This is a genomic window from Variovorax sp. AB1(2024) (assembly GCF_037482385.2).
Taxonomy (GTDB): Bacteria; Pseudomonadota; Gammaproteobacteria; order Burkholderiales; family Burkholderiaceae_C; genus Variovorax.
The window spans coordinates 5,228,306-5,248,073 of record NZ_JBBHKP020000001.1 but is presented as its reverse complement, the minus strand read 5'-3'; the positions used below and the strand labels follow the sequence as shown (position 1 = coordinate 5,248,073).

Annotated in this window: 18 protein-coding genes; 15 read left to right on the top strand and 3 right to left on the bottom strand. The window is 68.4% G+C overall.

Annotated elements, in window-relative coordinates:
* Positions 1-40: 40 nt before the first annotated feature.
* The 11 genes from WIX39_RS24535 (at position 41) to WIX39_RS24485 (ending at position 13,245) form a co-directional block, all read left to right on the top strand.
* Positions 41-907 (top strand): CheR family methyltransferase, encoded by an 867-nt coding sequence (locus WIX39_RS24535; protein ID WP_106937137.1) that lies wholly within the window; start codon positions 41-43, stop codon positions 905-907.
* Positions 904-1,578, top strand: a complete 675-nt coding sequence (cheD, locus tag WIX39_RS24530; RefSeq protein WP_409196075.1) for a chemoreceptor glutamine deamidase CheD — start codon at positions 904-906, stop codon at positions 1,576-1,578. Before WIX39_RS24535 ends, cheD begins: the two co-directional genes overlap by 4 nt.
* 56 nt (positions 1,579-1,634) lie before the next feature.
* Positions 1,635-2,660 carry a protein-glutamate methylesterase/protein-glutamine glutaminase gene (locus WIX39_RS24525; RefSeq protein WP_253819748.1) on the top strand — a complete coding sequence of 342 codons (1,026 nt, stop codon included), beginning with the start codon at positions 1,635-1,637 and terminating at the stop codon, positions 2,658-2,660.
* Between the two features lie 31 nt (positions 2,661-2,691).
* Positions 2,692-3,087, top strand: a complete 396-nt coding sequence (cheY, locus tag WIX39_RS24520; RefSeq protein ID WP_172839779.1) for a chemotaxis response regulator CheY — start codon at positions 2,692-2,694, stop codon at positions 3,085-3,087.
* 1 nt (position 3,088) lies between these two features.
* Positions 3,089-3,733 carry a protein phosphatase CheZ gene (gene cheZ / locus WIX39_RS24515; protein WP_081266204.1) on the top strand — a complete coding sequence of 215 codons (645 nt, stop codon included), beginning with the start codon at positions 3,089-3,091 and terminating at the stop codon, positions 3,731-3,733.
* 135 nt (positions 3,734-3,868) lie between these two features.
* Complete coding sequence (flhB, locus tag WIX39_RS24510; protein ID WP_409196074.1) at positions 3,869-5,023, top strand: flagellar biosynthesis protein FlhB; 1,155 nt, start codon at positions 3,869-3,871, stop codon at positions 5,021-5,023.
* Complete coding sequence (gene flhA, locus WIX39_RS24505) at positions 5,020-7,119, top strand: flagellar biosynthesis protein FlhA (protein WP_081266206.1); 2,100 nt, start codon at positions 5,020-5,022, stop codon at positions 7,117-7,119. The genes flhB and flhA overlap by 4 nt, the downstream gene beginning before the upstream one ends.
* Positions 7,116-9,629: a flagellar biosynthesis protein FlhF gene (gene flhF / locus WIX39_RS24500; RefSeq protein WP_409196073.1), complete on the top strand. Its 2,514-nt coding sequence runs from the start codon at positions 7,116-7,118 to the stop codon at positions 9,627-9,629. The genes flhA and flhF overlap by 4 nt, the downstream gene beginning before the upstream one ends.
* Before the next feature lie 10 nt (positions 9,630-9,639).
* Positions 9,640-10,479: a MinD/ParA family ATP-binding protein gene (locus tag WIX39_RS24495; protein WP_409196072.1), complete on the top strand. Its 840-nt coding sequence runs from the start codon at positions 9,640-9,642 to the stop codon at positions 10,477-10,479.
* A 34-nt stretch (positions 10,480-10,513) separates the two neighbouring features.
* Positions 10,514-11,248 (top strand): RNA polymerase sigma factor FliA, encoded by a 735-nt coding sequence (locus tag WIX39_RS24490; protein WP_081266208.1) that lies wholly within the window; start codon positions 10,514-10,516, stop codon positions 11,246-11,248.
* Between the two features lie 98 nt (positions 11,249-11,346).
* The gene (locus tag WIX39_RS24485) at positions 11,347-13,245 is read left to right on the top strand and encodes a glycoside hydrolase family 15 protein (RefSeq protein WP_409196071.1); all 1,899 of its coding nucleotides are present in this window, start codon (positions 11,347-11,349) and stop codon (positions 13,243-13,245) included.
* Here the strand turns inward: WIX39_RS24485 and WIX39_RS24480 are convergent.
* On the bottom strand, positions 13,211-13,750 hold the full coding sequence (locus WIX39_RS24480) for a gluconokinase (RefSeq protein WP_409196070.1): 540 nt from the start codon (positions 13,748-13,750) through the stop codon (positions 13,211-13,213). The genes WIX39_RS24485 and WIX39_RS24480 overlap by 35 nt on opposite strands.
* 4 nt (positions 13,751-13,754) lie before the next feature.
* Positions 13,755-14,516: a glucose 1-dehydrogenase gene (locus tag WIX39_RS24475; RefSeq protein ID WP_081266211.1), complete on the bottom strand. Its 762-nt coding sequence runs from the start codon at positions 14,514-14,516 to the stop codon at positions 13,755-13,757.
* A 165-nt stretch (positions 14,517-14,681) separates the two neighbouring features.
* On the opposite strand from WIX39_RS24475, the gene WIX39_RS24470 reads away from it, so the two are divergent.
* Complete coding sequence (locus WIX39_RS24470) at positions 14,682-15,635, top strand: 2-hydroxyacid dehydrogenase (RefSeq protein ID WP_409196069.1); 954 nt, start codon at positions 14,682-14,684, stop codon at positions 15,633-15,635.
* Between the two features lie 19 nt (positions 15,636-15,654).
* Positions 15,655-16,728, top strand: coding sequence for an L-idonate 5-dehydrogenase (locus tag WIX39_RS24465; protein ID WP_409196068.1), 1,074 nt, complete (start codon positions 15,655-15,657; stop codon positions 16,726-16,728).
* A gap of 85 nt (positions 16,729-16,813) precedes the next feature.
* Here the strand turns inward: WIX39_RS24465 and WIX39_RS24460 are convergent, their stop codons facing one another.
* Entirely contained in the window at positions 16,814-17,779 is a 966-nt protein-coding gene (locus WIX39_RS24460; RefSeq protein WP_409196067.1) for a LysR family transcriptional regulator, read from the bottom strand.
* An 86-nt stretch (positions 17,780-17,865) separates the two neighbouring features.
* Between WIX39_RS24460 and WIX39_RS24455 the strand changes: the two genes are divergently transcribed.
* On the top strand, positions 17,866-18,741 hold the full coding sequence (locus WIX39_RS24455; RefSeq protein WP_409196066.1) for an amidohydrolase family protein: 876 nt from the start codon (positions 17,866-17,868) through the stop codon (positions 18,739-18,741).
* A 19-nt stretch (positions 18,742-18,760) separates the two neighbouring features.
* Positions 18,761-19,750: a Bug family tripartite tricarboxylate transporter substrate binding protein gene (locus WIX39_RS24450; RefSeq protein ID WP_409196065.1), complete on the top strand. Its 990-nt coding sequence runs from the start codon at positions 18,761-18,763 to the stop codon at positions 19,748-19,750.
* Positions 19,751-19,768: the final 18 nt, after the last annotated feature.

Genomic DNA, 19,768 nt, shown 5'->3' with positions numbered 1-19,768 from the left:
TTTTGTGCATCTGATCGCTCCATTGGAAACGGGGAGCGGTATGTACATTGAAAGCCATGCTTCCAGGCTGGCTGTGAATAACGAGTTCCTCTTTACCGATAGCGACTTCTCGAGAATCCGGACCCTCATCCATCGCCGCGCTGGCATCGCCCTTGGCGACCAGAAGCGGCAGATGGTGTACAGCCGGCTCTCGCGTCGCCTGAGGGAGCTTCAGCTCCCCGAGTTCTCCACGTACCTCGACTGGCTGGAGTCCAGCGCGGACGGCGGGGAGTGGCAGTTGTTCATCAACTCGCTGACCACCAACCTGACTTCGTTCTTCCGCGAGGCGCACCACTTTCCGGCGCTGGCCGCGCATGTGCGCAAGATGCCGCAGCCGGTGACGGTGTGGTGCGCGGCCGCATCGACCGGCGAGGAGCCGTATTCGATCGCCATCACGCTGATGGAGGCGCTGGGCGACAAGGCGGGGTCGGCGCGCGTCATCGCGACCGACATCGACACCGCGGTGCTGGCCAAGGCCGCGGCCGGCGTGTTCACCACCGAGCAGGTCGCGCGGCTGTCGCCGGAGCGGCTGCGGCGCTTCTTCAACAAGGGCACCGGCGCCAATGCGGGCAAGGTGCGCATCCGCCCCGAGGTGGCCGCGCTGGTGAAGTTCTCGCGGCTCAACCTGCTGGACAGCGCCTGGTCCGTGAAGGAGCCGGTCGACGCGATCTTCTGCCGCAACGTGATGATCTATTTCGACAAGCCGACGCAGAAGAAGGTGCTCGACCGCTTCGTGCCGCTGCTCAAGCCGAACGGGCTGCTGTTCGCCGGGCATTCGGAGAACGCGTCGCTGGTCAACCAGGCGTTCAAGTCGCTGGGCCAGACGGTGTACGAACTGGCGCGCACGCGCGCCCCGGGCGCGGCATGAGCAACACCAGCCCCAGCGCGCCGGATTCGGTGGCGAGCCACCACTACTTCGACCGCGACGTCGGCCACAAGGCGGTGAAGCTGCTGCCGTCGGAGTACTACGTGACGATGGACGACACCGTGCTGAGCACCGTGCTGGGCTCCTGCGTGGCCGCGTGCCTGCACGACGCCGAGGCCGGCGTGGCCGGCATGAACCACTTCATGCTGCCCGACGACAGCGAGTCCGGCATGCGCGACCCGGTCGACTCCATGCGCTATGGCACCTACGCGATGGACGTGCTGATCCGCGAGCTGGTGCGCGCGGGCGCGCGCCGCGACCGGCTGCAGGCCAAGGTGTTCGGCGGCGGCGCGGTGCTGGCCAACATGACCACGCTGAACATCGGCGACCGCAACGCGGACTTCGTGCTGCGCTATCTGCGCACGGAGCGCATCGAGGTCGCCGCGCAAGACCTGCGCGGGCCGCACGCGCGGCGCGTGTACTTCATGCCGGCCACCGGCAAGGCGATCGTGCGCAAGCTGCGCGCGCAGACGGAAGTCCGGTCGATCCAGCGCGAGGAGGGCGAACTGCTGCGCAGTCTGTCCGGCCTGCGCGCGGTGCCCGACCTGGAGAAAACAAGCAACGCCCCGGGCGCCCGCATGGCGCCCCTGGCCGCCATCAAAGGAAACCGGTGAGCGTCAAGAAAATAAAAGTGCTGTGCGTCGACGATTCGGCGCTGATCCGCAGCGTGATGACCGAGATCATCAACAGCCAGAGCGACATGACCGTGGTGGGCACTGCAGCCGATCCGCTGGTGGCGCGCGACCTCATCAAGGTCACCAACCCCGACGTGCTCACGCTCGACGTCGAAATGCCGCGCATGGACGGGCTGGAGTTCCTCGAGAAGCTCATGCGCCTGCGGCCGATGCCGGTGGTCATGGTGTCTTCACTGACCGAGCGCGGCTCTGAGATCGCGCTGCGCGCGCTCGAGCTCGGCGCCATCGACTTCGTGACCAAGCCGCGCCTGGGCGTGCGCGACGGCCTGCTCAACTACACCGAGCTCATCGCCGGCAAGATCCGCACGGCCGCCAGCGCGCGGCTGCTGCCGAGCCGGCACGCGGCCGCCGCCAAGTCACCGGCCGACGCGCCGCAGGAATCGCTGCTGCGCAGCCCGCTGCTCAGTACCGAGAAGCTGATCATCATCGGCGCCTCCACCGGCGGCACCGAGGCCATCCGCGAGGTGCTGCAGCCGCTGCCGCCCGACTCGCCCGCGGTGATGATCGCGCAGCACATGCCGGCCGGCTTCACGCGTTCGTTCGCGCAGCGCCTGGACGGCCTGTGCCGCATCAACGTCAAGGAAGCGGAGCACGGCGAGCGCGTGCTGCCGGGCTATGCGTACATCGCGCCGGGCGGCTTTCACCTGTCGCTGGGCCGAAGCGGCGCCAACTACGTGGCGCACCTCGACCAGGAGCCGCCGGTGAACCGCCACCGCCCGTCGATCGACGTGCTGTTCGATTCGGCCGCCAAGTACGCGGGCAAGAACGCCATCGGCATCATCCTGACCGGCATGGGCAAGGACGGCGCCGAGGGCCTGCTGCGCATGAAGCGCGCGGGCGCCCACACGCTGGCGCAGGACGAGGCCAGCTGCGTGGTCTTCGGCATGCCGCGCGAGGCCATCGCGCTGGGCGCGGTGGACGACGTATCCCCCCTGAGTGAAGTGAGTCGCCGGGTTCTGGCGCACCTTCGCACGTTCGGCGAACGTGCGAACCGAGTTTGAAAATCGACCTGTTGGAGTTGGAAATATCGTGATCGACAAGAGCATCAAAATCCTGGTTGTGGACGACTTCCCGACCATGCGCCGCATCGTGCGCAACCTGCTGAAGGAACTGGAGTTCCTCAACGTCGACGAGGCCGAGGACGGCGCGGCCGGTATCGAGAAACTGCGCGGCGGCAATTTCGGCTTCGTGGTGTCCGACTGGAACATGCCGAACATGGACGGCCTGACCATGCTGCAGACCATCCGCGCCGACCCCGAGCTCAAGAAGCTCCCGGTGCTGATGGTCACGGCCGAGGCCAAGAAGGAAAACATCGTGGCGGCCGCGCAGGCGGGCGCCAACGGCTACGTGGTGAAGCCCTTCACCGCCGCCACGCTCGAAGAGAAGATCACCAAGATCTTCGAGAAGCTGGCCAAAGAGGCTGCCTGACATGAGCCAGGACGCATCGGTGGCCGCGGACTCCACCAACAACACCGCGGAACAACTGCTCGGGCGCATCGGCCAGCTCACGCGTCAGCTGCGCGAAGGCCTGCGCGAGCTGGGTCTGGACAAGCAGGTGGCCAAGGCCGCCCAGGCCATTCCCGACGCGCGCGACCGCCTGAGCTACGTGGCGGCGACCACCGAGCGCGCGGCGCACCGCGCGCTCAACGCCATCGACGTGGCGCAGCCGCTGCAGGAAGCCCTTGCCAGCGACGCCAAGGGCCTGAGCAAGCGCTGGGACCAGTGGTTCGAGAACCCGCTCGAGCTCGACCAGGCGCGCGAGCTGGTGCTGGACACGCGCGGCTACCTCAACGAGGTGCCCGATCGCGCCAGCGCCATCAACTCGCAGCTGATGGAAATCCTCATGGCGCAGGACTTCCAGGACCTGACCGGCCAGGTCATCAAGAAGATGATGGAAGTGGTCAACGACGTGGAGACGCAGCTGCTCCAGGTGCTGATCGACAACTCCCCGCCCGAGAAGCGCCAGGAAGCCGCCCATAGCCTGCAGAACGGCCCGCAGGTCAAGCCTGGCAACCCCGAGGCCGTGACCGACCAGGCCCAGGTGGACGACCTGCTGGAGAGCCTGGGCTTCTAGAGCCCGCCCGGCCCTGCTTCATTGGCCGAACTGCAGGGCGATAAGGGCCCTTATCGGCAGATTGTTCCGGACGACCGAATTCAATAATTTGGTCATGAGCAAGGCGTACTTCGCCACTGCTGGTTCGGAGCATGAATGGCTGAGGAAAGCGATCTCGAAAAAACGGAACCCGCCTCCGAGCGGCGCCTGGAAAAGGCGCGCGAGGAAGGCAACGTTGCCCGTTCACGGGAGCTCACCACCTTCGTGATGCTGGGCACCGCGAGCGCGGGACTGTGGTTCAGCGCGGGGCTGCTCGGCGAGAGCATGGACGGCTCGCTGCGCCGCGGCCTGCAGTTCGAGCGCGCCAGCGCGTTCGACACCTCGCACATGCTGGCCCAGACCGGGCTCATGGGGCTGCAGACGCTGCTGGCCATCGGCCCGCTGTTCGCCATGATGATGGTGGCGGCCGTGGCCGCGCCGCTGATGCTCGGCGGCTGGATGTTCTCCGTCGAGGCCGTCGCGCCGAAGTTCAGCAAGATCAATCCGCTGGCCGGCATCGCGCGCATGTTCTCCGCCCAGTCGCTGGCCGAGCTGGTCAAGGCGCTGGCCAAGTCGGCGCTGATCGGCGGCGTGGCATGGTGGGTGATCGCCGGCGACATCGGCACGGTGATGGCGCTCATGGCACAGCCCGCACACTACGCGCTGCCGCACGCGCTGGTGCTGGTGGCCAAGCACTGCGTTCTGATCGCGGCCACGCTGTTCCTGGTGGCGCTGATCGACGTGCCGTTCCAGCTCTGGAGCTACTACCGCAAGCTGCGCATGTCGCGCGAAGACCTGCGCCAGGAGCACAAGGAAAGCGAAGGCGACCCCCACATCAAGGCGCAGATCCGTCGCCAGCAACAGCAGATCGCCAAGCGCCGGATGATGTCCGAGGTGCCCAAGGCCGACATCGTGCTGACCAACCCCACCCACTTCGCGGTGGCGCTGAAATACCTGGACAGCGACATGCGCGCGCCGCGCGTGGTCGCCAAGGGCACCGACCTGGTCGCCGAGCGCATCCGCGCGCTGGCGAAGGAACACAACGTCGCCATCCTCGAGGCGCCGCCGCTCACGCGTTCGCTCTACAAGCACACCAAGGTGGGCGAGGAGATTCCGAGCGGCCTCTACACCGCGGTGGCCGAAGTGCTGGCGTGGGTCTACCAGCTCAAGCGCTGGAAGAGCGAGGGCGGCGACGCCCCGCGCACCCCCACCGACCTGCAGGTGCCGCAAGCCCTTGAATACACAGTGAAAGACACAGCGAAAGCCGCATGAACGCGATGACCAACCTGTTGCGTCTGCCGACGCAGATGTTCTCCGGATCGCAGTTCAAGGGACTGGCCGGGCCGATTCTCATCATCATGATCCTGAGCATGATGGTGCTGCCGCTGCCGCCATTCCTGCTCGACCTGCTGTTCACCTTCAACATCGCCATGTCGGTGATGGTGCTGCTGGTGAGCATGTACACCATGAAGGCGCTCGACTTCGCGGCCTTCCCGGCGGTGCTGCTGTTCTCCACGCTGCTGCGCCTGTCGCTGAACGTGGCCTCCACGCGCGTGGTGCTGATGAACGGCCACACCGGCCCGGACGCGGCGGGCAAGGTGATCGAGGCCTTCGGCCACTTCCTGGTGGGCGGCAACTTCGCGGTGGGCGTGATGGTGTTCATCATCCTCGTGCTCATCAACTTCATGGTGATCACCAAGGGCGCGGGCCGCATCGCCGAGGTGGGCGCGCGCTTCATGCTCGACGCGATGCCCGGCAAGCAGATGGCCATCGACGCCGACCTCAATGCCGGCCTGATCGGCGAGGAAGTGGCCCGCAAGCGCCGCCAGGAAGTGGCGCAGGAAGCCGACTTCTACGGCTCGATGGACGGTGCCAGCAAGTTCGTGCGCGGCGACGCGATCGCGGGCCTGCTCATCATGGTGATCAACATCATCGGCGGGCTGGTGGTCGGCATGGTGCAGCACGGCCTGGACTTCTCCACCGCCGGCAAGACCTACACGCTGCTGGCCATCGGCGACGGCCTGGTGGCGCAGATCCCGGCGCTGGTGATCTCGACCGCGGCCGGCGTGATCGTCTCGCGCGTGACCACCGACGAAGACGTCGGCAGCCAGCTCACCGGGCAGCTGTTCTCCAACCCGCAGGTGCTGTTCCTGACGGCCGGCATCGTCGGCCTGCTGGGCATGATTCCCGGCATGCCGAACCTGGCGTTCCTGCTGATCGCGGGCGGCCTGGTGTGGCTGGGCCGCCGCCTGGTGCAGCGCAAGCCGCAGCAGCAGGCGGCGCAAGAGGCGGCCGCCGCGCAGGCCGCCAACCTCGCGCCCGGCAGCGAGATGGCCGAGGCCACCTGGGACGACGTGGCCATGGTCGACCCGCTGGGCATGCAGGTCGGCTACCGCCTGATTCCGCTGGTGGACCAGTCGCAGCAGGGCGAGCTGCTGGGCCGCATCAAGAGCATCCGCAAGAAGATCGCGCAGGACATCGGCTTCCTGGTGCCGGTGGTGCACATCCGCGACAACCTGGAGATCAAGCCCAACACCTACGTCATCACCCTGAAGGACGTGGAGATCGGCCGCGGCGAGGCCTTCCCGAACCAGTGGATGGCCATCAACCCGGGCCAGGTGTCGGGCACGCTGCCCGGCGCGCCCACGCGCGACCCGGCCTTCGGCCTGCCCGCGGTGTGGATCGACGCCAGCCAGCGCCAGCAGGCGCAGGTGTACGGCTACACGGTGGTCGATGCCTGCACCGTGATGGCCACGCACCTGAACCACCTCATACAGACGCATGCCGCCGAACTGCTGGGCCGCCAGGAAGTGCAGCAGCTGCTCGACCAGATCGCCAAGACCGCGCCCAAGCTCACCGAGGACCTGGTGCCGAAGGTGCTGTCGCTCAGCACGCTGCACAAGGTGCTGCAGAACCTGCTCGACGAAGAGGTGCCGATCCGCGACATGCGCACCATCCTCGACGTGATGGCCGAGCACGCGCCGACCATCAAGGACCCGACCGAACTCACCACGCTCACGCGCCTGGCGCTGGGCCGCGCCATCACGCAGCAGCTGTTCCCGGGCGATGGCGAGATGCAGGTCATCGGCCTGGACGGCGCGCTCGACGGCGTGCTGCAGCAGGCGCTGGGCAGCAGCGGCGGCATCGAGCCCGGCATTGCCGACAACCTGCTGCACCAGGCGCAGGCGGCCATCCAGCGGCAGGAGCAGATGGGGCTGGCCCCGGTGCTCGTGGTGCAGCACTCGCTGCGCGTGCTGCTGTCGCGTTTCCTGCGGCGCAGCCTGCCGCAGCTCAAGGTTCTTTCGCACGCGGAAATCCCTGATTCCCGCACCATCAAGATCACCGCCGCCATTGGAGGACGAGGTTGAATTCCCAGCAGAACGACGTGCGCACCACCGCACGCAAATTCGTCGCGGCCACCAGCCGCGAAGCCCTGAGGCTGGTGCGCGAGGCGCTGGGCGCCGACGCCATCGTGCTGACCCACCGTGCCACCGCCGAGGGCGTCGAGATCGTCGCCATGGTGGAGGGCGACGTGCAGGGCGTAGCGCGCAACGCGGCGCCGGCGGCTGCCGCGGCCGCACCCGTGCCCGCACCTGCGGCTGTCCCTGTCGCGGCGCCCGTTGCACAGGCCGCTCCGGTCGCACCTGTCGCACCTGTCGCACCTGTTGTTCAGGCCGCGCGCCCCGCGCCGCAGCCCGTGGCCGCGCCCGCGCCAGCACCCGCGCTCCACGGCGACACCGTGCTCAACGAACTGCACTCCATGCGCGGCATGATCGAAGAGCAGCTCGCCAGCGTGGTCTGGAACGACAAGCAGCGCCGCGACCCGGTGCGCGGCCGCCTGCTGCGCACGCTGCTGGGCGCCGGCTTCAGCGCGCGCCTGTCGAAGGCCATGCTCGAGAAGCTGCCCACCGGCCAGACCTACGCCGAAGGCATGGCCTACGTGCGGTCCGAGCTGATCCGCGCGGTGCCCGTGCATGAAGACGAGGACGCCCTGTTCGCGCAGGGCGGCGTGTATGCGCTGATGGGGCCGACCGGCGTCGGCAAGACCACCACCACCGCCAAGCTGGCCGCGCGCTGCGTGATGCGCTTCGGCGCCGACAAGCTCGCGCTGGTGACCACCGACAGCTACCGTATCGGCGCCTACGAGCAGCTGCGCATCTACGGCCAGATCCTCAACGTGCCCGTCTACGCCGTGAAGGACGCGGCCGACCTGCACCTGGTGCTGCAGGACCTGCGCGACAAGCACATGGTGCTGATCGACACCGTCGGCATGAGCCAGCGCGACCGCGCCGTGCCCGAGCAGATCGCCATGCTGGGCCAGAGCCCGCGCCCGGTGAAGCGGCTGCTGCTGCTCAACGCCACCAGCCACGGCGACACGCTCAACGAAGTGGTGCACGCCTACCGCCACGGCAACGACCTGACCGGCTGCATCTTCACCAAGGTCGACGAGTCCACGCATCCGGGCGCGCTGATCGACACCGTCATCCGCCATCGCCTGCCGGTGCACTACATCTCCAGCGGCCAGAAGGTGCCCGAGAACCTGATGCAGGCCGACCGCGCGCAACTGGTGGACAGCGTGTTCCAGCCGCGCCAGCACAACCCGTTGTTCGTGCCCGCCGAAAGCGACCTGCAGGAAGAGCCCGCGGGCACCGCGCCGTCGGCGCAGGTGGTGCAGGCGCAGGGCGAAGCCGACCGCCTGCGGCTGAAGTACCAGAACCTGATCCGCGCGATGGCGCACGACGCGCAAGAACTGGCCACCGCCGCCAGCGCGCTGGCCGGCGCGCAGATCGGCTTCGAGCGTGCGCGCGGGCTGTGGCGCAATGCCGCCGACGAAGACATCGGCCAGAAGGCCGTGCTTCAGGACCTGATGGTGCATGCGCGCGGCGAGATCGCCGCCGGCTGCGAGACCCATGTGCTTGCGCTGTGCGGCCAGGTCGGCCTGCGCTCCAACGAAGGCGGCGACGCCTACGAATGCCACGGCAGCCTGCTGCTGTCGGACCGCAGCGGCCTGCCGCTGGCCGCGCCCAACCAATGGCTTTCCACCGCCGCCACGCGCGGCATGAAAGACGCCTCCCGCAAGCCGGGCGCGCGCCAGGTGCCGTGGCTGCGCCAGCAGGACTTCGGCGACAAGCCGATGGTGCACGTGCTCACGCGCCTGCCCGGCCTCGAGTCGATGCTGCAGTGGCAGGCGGGTGGCCAGCGCTGGCTGGCGCGCGCGCCGGGCTCCACGGCGGTGGTCGATGCGCGCACCGGCGCACCCGACACGCTCGCGCGGCTGGACTTCGAGTTCAGCGAAGGGCAGGCCGTGCGCTTCCGCGGCAAGGCCGCGCTGCGCTGCGAGGCGCAGGTCGACGTGGTGCTGCGCTTCAACGCGGCCGCGGTGGCGGCGGGCGTCGGGCGCGAGGCCATGCCCGCGCTGCGCTGCGTCGCCACGCGCATGCTCGACGCGCGCAGCGGCAACGTGCTGGCGCAGAGCTATGCGCTCACGAACATCGGCACCGAGGTGAAGGCGCGCCAGCTCGCCCAATGGCAGGCCTGGGCCAACGACGCCGAGCCATGCTTCCGCCTGCTGCGCGACGGCGTGCAACTGGTCGGCGGCATCGGCGAACTGGGCGACCCGAACAACATGAAGCGCCTGCTCATCGCCGGCCAGATGACCACCACCGTGTGGCGGCTGGCGCAGGCCGAGGGCGAATGGGCCGACCGCACCCGCGTGCTGCTGGGCCAGCTGACCGGGCGCCCGGTGCGCAACGGCCGGCTCATGAGCGGCAGCGCGCTGTATGCGGGCGTGGGCAAGCTTTTCCTGTTGCTGGAGGCGCTGGGCACCGAGTCCACCGCGCCCGTGCAGGCGCCGCGCGCGCTGGAGCCGCAGGGTTGAGGAGATCGCAATGAGCAAGATGGTCGCGGACCAGGCCGACGGGTTGCGCCGCCTGCTGGCGCAGACGCAGACACGCGTGGTCGCGGTCACGAGCATGGGCCCGGGCGCCGGTGCCACCACGGCCGCGATGAACCTCGGCGCCGCGCTGGTGCAGCAGGGCAAGAACGTGCTGCTGCTCGATGAGCACTGTCCCAAGGTCGGCTCGGCCTGCGAGGTCTGGGCCATCGATCCGCTGGGCGGGCTGGCCGACGTGGCCTCCGGCCGGCTCACGCTCGCGAGCGCGGCGGTGCGCGCCGGCAGCGGCGTGCACGTGCTGCCCGCGCCGCCCGGCGTGGCCGGCGACGACACCGACCCGCGCACGATGTGGCGCGACGGCGTGGTCATCGTCGACGCGGCGCTCGACAGCGAAGGCCGCCTGTCGCCGCTCGCGCAGGCCGCCGACGAACTCCTGCTGGTGCTGCAGCCGCAGCCCGCGTCGATCACCACCGCCTATGCGGGCATCAAGCGCCTGCACTACGCGCACGGACTCAAGCAACTGCGCTTTCTCGTCAACGGCGTGGCCGAGGTCGAGGCGGCGCGCCGGATCATGAGCAACCTGGCCAACGCCGGCAGCCGCTACCTGGCGCTGTCGCTGGAGGCGGCCGGCTGGGCCCGCTTCGACGCGCGCGTCGCCGATGCATGGCGGCTGAAGCAGACCATCGTCGAGGCCTTTCCCGCGAGCGCGGCAGCGGTCGATTTCCGCCGCGTGGCCGACGACATGGGCCGCTGGCCCTGGCGCGCCGATGCGCGCGCCGGCGTTGCTCCAGGCAAGCCAGCCCAGGCCGTGATGCACGCGGCCGCAGCCGCCTGACCCGGTTCCGGCAGATAACCGCAAGAGGACGTCCGTGTACACCGCACAGGGAACCATCGAGAAATCGCACCTGCTGGCGCAGCATCAGCCGCTGGTGCGCCGCATCGCATTGCAGATGATGGCCAAGCTGCCCGCCAGCGTGGAGCTGGACGACCTGATCCAGGCCGGCATGCTGGGCCTGCTGGATGCGTCCAGCCGCTACCAGGACAACCGTGGGGCGCAGTTCGAGACCTTCGTCAGCCAGCGCATCCGCGGCGCCATGCTCGACGAGCTGCGCGCCAGCGACTGGGGCTCGCGCGGCCTGCGCCAGTCGGCCCGTGGCATCGAGAAGGCCATTCATGCGCTCGGCCACCGGCTCGGGCGCGCGCCGAGCGAAGGCGAGATCGCCAAGGAACTGAAGATGGACCTGGAGGCCTACCAGTCCATGCTGCAGGAAATACATGGCTGCCAGCTGCTCTACGTGGAGGACTTCGCGAAGGACGACCCGGACAACCCGTTCCTGGACATCCACTCGCAGGACGCGCGCCGCGACCGGCGCAGTGGTGATGACCCGCTGGAGCAATTGCTGGAGAGCGGCTTCCGCCACCAGCTGGTGGATGCCATTTCGGCGCTGCCCGAGCGCGACCAGCTGCTGCTGAACCTCTACTACGAGGAAGAACTGAACCTGCGCGAGATCGGCGCCATCCTGGAAGTGAGCCAGTCGCGCGTGTGCCAGCTGCACAGCCAGGCGATCAGCAGGCTGCGCGCGAAGCTCAAGGACCTGCTCTGACGACGACGCAGCCGGCCGCGGCCGGATAGGCGTTGTCCGGCAGCACTTGGCGCCGCTCTCCGGCGCGGTGCCGCCGGCCGGCGGGCGATGCTCACAGCTTGTCTCAGCCGCCAAAAAATAAACAACCCTCAACGCGCCGGCGGCCTGCCCGCCCGGCACGGCCCATTGCCGACTATGCGCTGATCGGCTCCACCCACAGCGCCGCGCTGGTGCACCTGGGCGGCGATATCGAGTGGCTGTGCCTGCCGCGCTTCGATTCCGCCGCCATGTTCGCGAGCCTGCTCGGCGACGAGCGCAACGGCCGCTGGACCATGCGCGCCAGGAGCGCCAAGGCCCGGGTCACGCGCCGCTACCTGCCCGGCACCATGGTGCTGGAGACCACCATCCACACCGCCAAGGGCACGGCCCTGGTGACCGACTTCATGCCGCGCCCGGCCGCGGGCGGCACGCACGAGGTGGTGCGCATCGTGCAGGGAGTGCGCGGCGCGGTGAACATGCACACCGAGTTGCGCATCCGCTTCAACTACGGCGAGTGGTGCCCCTGGGTCGAGCGGCGCGACGGCGCGGTGCATGCCGTCGCCGGGCCCGACGCGGTGCGGATCAGTTCCGGCGTGCCGCTGGTCAATGAAGACTTTGCGAGCCATGCAGATTTCACCGTGCTGGCCGGGCAGTCGATCGCGTTCGTGCTCGACTGGTTTCCCTCGCACGAGAAACCGCCGGTCACGCGCGACGCCAGCGCGTTGCTGGCCCAGGCCAGCGCCGAGTGGTGCGCATGGACCGACCGCTGCGGCTACCAAGGCGAGTACCGCGAGCCGGTGATGCGTTCGCTGCTCACGCTCAAGGCGCTGACCTACGAGCCCACCGGCGGCATCGTCGCCGCGCCCAGCACCTCGCTGCCCGAGCAGCCCGGCGGCGAGCGCAACTGGGACTACCGCTTCTGCTGGCTGCGCGACGCCGCGCTCACGCTCTACGCGCTGATCGGCTCCGGCTACGTGGAAGAGGCCAGCGCATGGCGCTGGTGGCTGATGCGCGCCGTGGGCGGCTCGCCCGAGGAACTGCAGGTGATGTACGGCCTGCACGGCGAACGCTCGCTCACCGAACTGGAACTCGGCTGGCTGCCGGGCTACGACGGCAGCCGGCCGGTGCGCATCGGCAACGGCGCGCACGGGCAGCGCCAGCTCGACGTGTACGGCTCGGTCATCGCGGCTTTCCATGCGGCGCGCAAGGCGGGCCTGGCGGACATGGACAAGGTCTGGCCGCTGGAGCGCGCCATCGCGAAGCAGCTCATGGTGCTATGGAAGCAGCCCGACTGCAGCCTGTGGGAAGTGCGCGGCGAGCCGCGCCACTTCGTGCACTCCAAGATCATGTGCTGGCTGGCCTTCGACCGCATGATCGCGAGCGCGGAAGACTTCGGTCTCGAAGGGCCGGTCGGCCACTGGCGCGCGGCGCGCGACGAGATCCATGCCGAGGTCTGCGCGCGCGGCTACGACGCGGCCAGCAATTCCTTCGTGCAGTACTACGGCGCCGACACGGTCGATGCCGCGCTGCTGTGGATGCCGCTGATCGGCTTCCTGCCCATCCACGATCCGCGCGTGCAGGGAACCATCGCGCGCGTCGAGAAAGAACTGATCTTCAACGGGTTGGTGTATCGCTACCGCACCGAGAAAGGCGTCGACGGCCTGGAGGGCGGGGAGGGCGCTTTCCTCGCCTGCAGCTTCTGGCTGACCAATGTGTACGTGGCCATGGGCAAGCTGCGCAAGGCGCGCGCGCTGTTCAAGCGGCTGCTGTCGCTGGGCAACGACCTGGGCCTGTTCGCGGAGGAATACGACCCGGTCGGACGGCGGCAGCTCGGCAATTTTCCGCAGGCGTTCTCGCACATCGGGCTGATCAACAGCGCGCATGCGCTGGTGTCCGCGGCGGGCGGCGTGTGGGAGCTGGCGGACCTCGACGGCAAGGCGCCGCTCAAGCGGCGGCGGCGTCCTTCGCGCGGCGGCTGAGCCGCGCGCCGATGTCGGCCACGATTTGCGCCACGGGCGTGTCGATGTCGGCATGCCACACGTCCGTTTCGCTCGGGTCCGGCCGTTCCAGCGTCCGCAACTGGCTGTCGAGCAGGCTGGGCGGCATGTAGTGGCCGGTGCGCCGTTCCAGGCGCTGGCGGATGAGCGCATCGGGCCCGTCCAGGAACACGAACTGAAGCGACGGCGACGCATCACGCAGCCGGTCGCGGTAGGCGCGCCGCAGCGCGGAGCAGGCCACCAGCACGCCGCGCGGCGCGGCGGTACGGTCGGCCAGGTTGTCGCCCACGCGGTCGAGCCAGGGCCAGCGGTCCGCGTCGCCCAGCGGCTGGCCGGCCCGCATGCGCGCCACGGCTTCGGGCAGGTGCAGGTCGTCGGCGTCGATCCAGGGCAGCGCGAGCAACTGCGCCAGCCCCGCCGCCACGCTGCTCTTGCCGGTGCCCGACACGCCCATCACCACCACGCAGGTGCGCTGCTGCGCGTGCATGCGGCTACAGGCTCGCGGTGATGCCGCCGTCCACGTACAGGATGTGGCCGTTGACGAAGCTCGAGGCGTCCGACGCCAGGAAGATGGCCGCGCCGCCGAGTTCCTCGACATCGCCCCAGCGGCCGGCCGGCGTGCGGCCCGAGAGCCAGGCCGTGAAGGCCTCGTCGGCCACCAGCGCCTGCGTCAGTTCGGTCTTGAAGTAGCCGGGGCCCAGGCCGTTGACCTGGATGCCGTGCTTGCCCAGGTCGATGGCCATGCCCTTGGTGAGCATCTTCACCGCGCCCTTGGTGGCGGCGTAGGGCGCGATGCCGGGGCGGCCCAGCTCGCTTTGCACGGAGCACACGTTGATGATCTTGCCGCGCTTGCGCTCGATCATGCGTTGCGCCACGAAGCGGCCCACGAAGAACACGCTGTCGATGTTGGTGGTCGTGATCTTGTGCCAGGCATCGATGGGGAATTCGGCGAATGCGCCGCGGTGCTGCATGCCTGCGTTGTTGACGAGGATGTCGATGGGGCCGATGCCGGACTCGACGGCGGCCACGCCGGCCTCGACCGCCGCGGCATCCGTCACGTCGAAGGCGACCGATTCGGCCGCGATGCCCCGGGCGCGCAGTGCGTCGCGCGCGGCGGTGAGTGCGGCGGCGTCGCGTGCGTTGAGCACGACGCGCGCGCCGGCCTGGCCCAGTGCCGCCGCCAGCGCGAAGCCGATGCCCTTGCTGGAGCCGGTGACGAGGGCGGTGCGCCCGGAAAGATCGAACAGTTTCAAGAAGAGCTCCTTGGGACGGGGCGTGAGCGGGGTGCCCCGGTACGTGGCAACGGCAGGAAGTTACCGGTATCTTTTGAAAACGTCAATGGGTGAAGCCCGTGCTGGCTTTGCTGCAGGCAATTCGTTAAAGTTACCGGTATCTTTCATGCCGCAGGAGACATCCGCTTGACCGCTACCGCCATTTCCCCGCACGTGCTCCTGGCCGGCGCCTATCCCGAGTGGGACATGGCGCCGATGCGGGCGGCCTACACCCTGCACCACCTGTGGGAGGCGCCGGACCCGGCGGCCTTTGTCGCCGAGCACGCGGCCGACATCCGCGCCATCGCCACGCGCGGCGAACTGGGCGCGAGCGCGGAGCTCATCGCGTCGCTGCCCAGGCTGGAGCTGGTCGCCTGCTACGGCGTGGGCACCGACGCCATCGATCTCGCCGCCTGCCGCGCGCGCGGCATCCGCGTGACCAACACGCCCGACGTGCTCAACGGCGACGTGGCAGACCTTGCCGTGGGGCTCACGCTGGCGCTGCAGCGGCGCATTGCGGCCAGCGACCAGTTCGTGCGCAGCGGCGCATGGGCGCAAGGCGGCATACCGCTGGCCACGCGCGTCTTCGGCCAGCGCGTCGGCATCGCCGGTTTCGGCCGCATCGGCAGCACCATCGCGAAGCGGCTCTCGGGCTTCGACGTGGAGCTGGGCTACTTCAGCCGCAGCCCGAAGGCCGACAGCCCGCACCGCCACTTCGCGAGCCTGAGCGCGATGGCCGACTGGTGCGACGTGCTCATCGTCATCCTGCCGGGCGGCGAGGCCACGCGCGGCATCGTGAATGCCGAAGTGCTGCAGGCGCTGGGCCCCAGGGGCTGGCTGGTGAACGTGTCGCGCGGCACCACCGTCGACGAAGCCGCGCTGCTGCAGGCGCTCGAAGCGCGCAGCATTGCCGGCGCGGGGCTCGACGTGTTCCTCAACGAGCCGCGCATCGACCCGCGCTTCGCCGCGCTCGACAACGTGGTGCTGACCCCGCACCATGGCAGCGGCACCGAACAGACGCGCCGCGCCATGGGCGAGCTGGTGCGCCGCAACCTCGAGGCCCACTTCGCGGGCCAGCCTCTCATCACCCCCGTGGCCTGATCGCCCGAAGGAAAGAATCATGCGTTTGCGTTGTATGTGCCTCGTGATCCACGCCCCCGACGACCTGCGGCTGGACGAACAGGACGCCGGGGAAATCGGCCCCGGCCAGGTATTGGTGAAGGTCGGCATGGGCGGCATCTGCGGCTCCGACCTGCACTACTTTCACAACGGCGGTTTCGGCACCGTGCGCATCAAGGAGCCGATGGTGCTGGGCCACGAGGTGGCCGGCACCGTGGTGGCCGTAGCGCCCGGCGTGGAGAGCGTGCGCATCGGCGACAAGGTGGCCGTCAACCCGAGCCGCCCCTGCGGCGCCTGCAAGTTCTGCCTCGAAGGCCTGCCCAACCAGTGCCTGGACATGCGCTTCTACGGCAGCGCGATGCGCACGCCGCACGTGCAGGGCGCGTTCCGCAACATGCTGCTGTGCGAGGCCACGCAGTGCGTGAAGGTGGCCGACCACGTGCCGCTGCGGCTGGCCGCGTTGGCCGAGCCGTTCTCGGTGGGGCTGCACGGCGTGTCGCGTGCCGGGCCGCTGCTGGGCAAGCGCGTGCTGGTGTCGGGCTGCGGCCCGATCGGCGTGCTGGCCATCGCGGCGGCGCGCGCGCACGGCGCGGCCGAAATCACCGCCACCGACGTGGTCGACGAGCCGCTGGCCATTGCACGCGCCATGGGCGCCGACCGGACCATCAACGTCGCGCAGGACAAGACCTGGGTATCGCGCCATTCGGCCGACAAGGGCACCTTCGACGTGATGCTCGAATGCTCCGGCAACGAACGCGCGCTGCGCGACGGCCTGGAAGTGATGCGCCCGCGCGGCATGGTCGTGCAGCTCGGCCTGGGCGGCGACGTGAGCATTCCGCAGAACATGGTGGTGTCGAAGGAACTGAGCATCTGCGGCTCGTTCCGCTTCCATGCCGAGTTCGCGCTGGCGGTGCGGCTTATCAACGAGGGCCGGGTCGACCTGTCGCCGGTGGTGACGCACACCTTCCCGATGCTGCAGGCGCGCGAGGCCTTCGAGCTGGCGAGCGACCGCAAGCAGGCGATGAAGGTGCTGATCGACTTCGCGGATGCGGGAGCGCAGGCCGTCGCGGCCTGATCCGTCGATCCTGCCGATGGGGAAAAGGGAAGGAGTCCGGCATCAGGCGGGATGAATCGGCTCCATCCCGGTGTTCGAATCGCGGTCAGTCTTCCACGCGCGATTTCCTGTGCGCGTCCTGAAAGATCTGATGGATCAGCTCCCTGAACCATTTATGGCCGGGATCGTGGTCGTTGCGGGGATGCCAGACCGCGTCGATGGAAAGCGCCAGCTCGGGCAGCGGGAACGGAAAGGCGACGCAGTTCGAGCCTGAAAGCACGCTGCCCATCCAGTGGGCCGGCATGGCCGCGATCAGGTCGGTGGATTCGATCACCGGCACCATGCCTTGCCAGGTGGGCACCTGGATCATGACCCGGCGTGCCAGCCCGCGTTCGGCCAGCAGCTCGTCAAGGATGCTGCTGCCCACGCCCGAGACCTTCAGATGCCCCAGCTCCAGGTATTTGTCCAGGGTCAGTGGCGCGGACGCGGCGGGGTGGCCTTTCCTCATCAACACCATCCAGCGGTCGTCCAGTATTCGCTGCGAGGCGGAAAGAACGGAGTGCCCCCGGGAAACGGAGAGCCGGATTTCCACCCCTTCGTATTCGACACGGTCCGACGGCTGGCGCATCTCGAAGGACTGCACCGACAGGCTGACACCTGGCGCCACGGTGCGCAGCTCGATGCACAGGCGCGGCAGCAAGAGGATGCCGACATAGTCGGACACGCGCAGAAGAAAAGTTCTTCTCGCGGTGCCGGGGTCGAACTCCCCGGCGACGCCGATGGCGTTCTCGATTTCGCTGAATGCCTTTCTGAAGCTCTTCGCCAGGCGAACGGCCTCGGGTGTCGGAACCATGCCCTCCGCGGTTCGCAGCATCAGGGGGTCCTTGAACTGCTCCCTGAGACGGCGCAACGCATGGCTCACGGCAGAAGAAGTCAGGTTGAGCCGGGCCGCCGCCTTGGTCACGCTTCGCTCCTCGACGAGCGCTTCGAACATCACCAGCAGGTTGAGATCGATCCGGCGAAGGTTCATCGACGCACGATCCTTGCTCGCAAGAAGCTGAATTTCATTCATCTGGACAATGATAGTAATGAATTTGACTAACTACAGGCCCAACCAAAACAATCTGCCCTGCACTCAACCAGACAGTTTTGGAATCCATGGCAATCACAGGCCGCCACGGCGCAGCCCCTCAGGCGCTTCCAGGTGAAAAAGAAAGAATCTTTCCGCAGGGGGCGTGCGACACGCACCTGCATGTCTTCGGATCGCCGGAGGAATTTCCATTCATTGCCGAGCGCTCGTACACCCCGCCGCCGGCCACGATCGAACAGTACTGGGCTGCCTATCGGCCCTTGGGCATGGATCGCTGCGTTCTGGTCCAGCCGAGCGTGTATGGCCGCGATCACTCGCTCCTGAAGCGGACGCTGAGCGACGCGGCTGCGGGCAGCATGCGCGGCGTGGCGGTCGTCTTCGAAGACACGCCGGATGCCGAGATCGAGGAACTGCACCGGCTCGGAGTGCGAGGCGCCAGATGCAACGCGCTGTTCAGCGGGGGCGTTTCCGCCGCTGGCCTGCAGTCCATTGCGGACCGGGTGAAGGGCCTCGGGTGGCACATCCAGCTGCTCGTGAACATCGATGCGGATTTCGGCCTCGTCCAGCGCCTGACCGAGACGGGCATGACCGTGGTGGTGGATCACTTCGGTCATCCATCGGACTGCTCGGACATCGACAGTAGGGGCGTCAAGCGTCTTCGAAGCCTGCTTCAGGAGGGATGCGCCTGGGTCAAGTTCTCGGGCGCATACCGCATATCTCCGGCTGCGTCGGGCGTCGACCCCGCCGTGCTGCCGCTCGCGCACAGCCTGGCGCTGGCGAATCCTGAGCGCATCGTATGGGGCTCGGACTGGCCCCACCCCGGCATCGACGCAAAGTCGACTGCCAGCATCGAGCTGGCAAACCTGATCACCCGCTGGTTTCCCGAGGAAATCAGGCGCAAGGCTCTGGTCGACAACCCGACCCGGCTTTACTGGAAAGACTGATTTCTAAAAGGAGACATTCATGTTCAATCAAAAAAACAGCCGCAGATTTTTCCTGCAAGGTGCCGCATCGCTCGCCGCCTGCGCCGCACTCCAGCCCGCCACTGCGCAGAGCCGCTTTCCCTCAAAGCCGATCACCTTGGTGGTTCCTTTCGCACCGGGGGGGAACGTGGACATCGTCGCGCGTTCGCTGGGCGTGCCGCTGACGAAGCTGGTCGGCCAGTCCGTGATCGTCGAAAACCGCGCCGGCGGTGGCGGCGCGGTGGGAACGGGCACGGTGGCGCGGGCGGAGCCCGACGGGCATACCTTGCTGGTGGCAACGCCCGGCCAGCTGGGCACTTTGCCCGAGATCATCAAGCTGCCCTACAAGGCCGACAGCCTGGTGCCGGTCGCGTTGCTCAGCCGCACGCCCGTCGTCGTGGTCGTGCGCGCCAACGACACGCGGTTCAAGACCGCGGCCGACTTCGTGAAGGCGGCGAAGGCCGCGAAGCAGGGCGTGACGGTCGGGCATGCAGGCCCGGGCTCTCCCAATCACCTGGCGCTGCTCCAGTTCGAGGATTCCGCCAAGGCGCAGGTCAACGCGGTGCCCTACAAGGGCTCCGGGCCGGCGCTGGTCGACCTGATCGGCGGCCAGATCGATGCGGTGGTCGACCAGATCACGAGCTCGACCCCGCACATCAAGAGCGGCGCGCTGCGTGCCGTGATGGTGCTTGGCCCCCAGGCCGGCGGCCTGCTTGCAAGCGTGCCGACGCTTTCCCAGCTGGGCCTGCCAGCGTTCGACGCCACGACCTTCGTCGGGGCATTCGCACCCAAGGGCACGCCTGCCGCCAACGTGGCCAGTCTCCAGGGCTGGATCTCCAAATCCGTCGCCCAGCCGGAGTTCTCCAACGTGATCCGGGATCTGGGCAGCGAGCCGGTCGGAGACACGGGGGCCGCGCTGCAGAGGCTGGTCGATGGCGAGGTCACCCTGGCCGCGCAGATGGTCAGGCAAGGGCGGCTGAAGGCCGATTGACCTGCCTGCGCCTGTCAC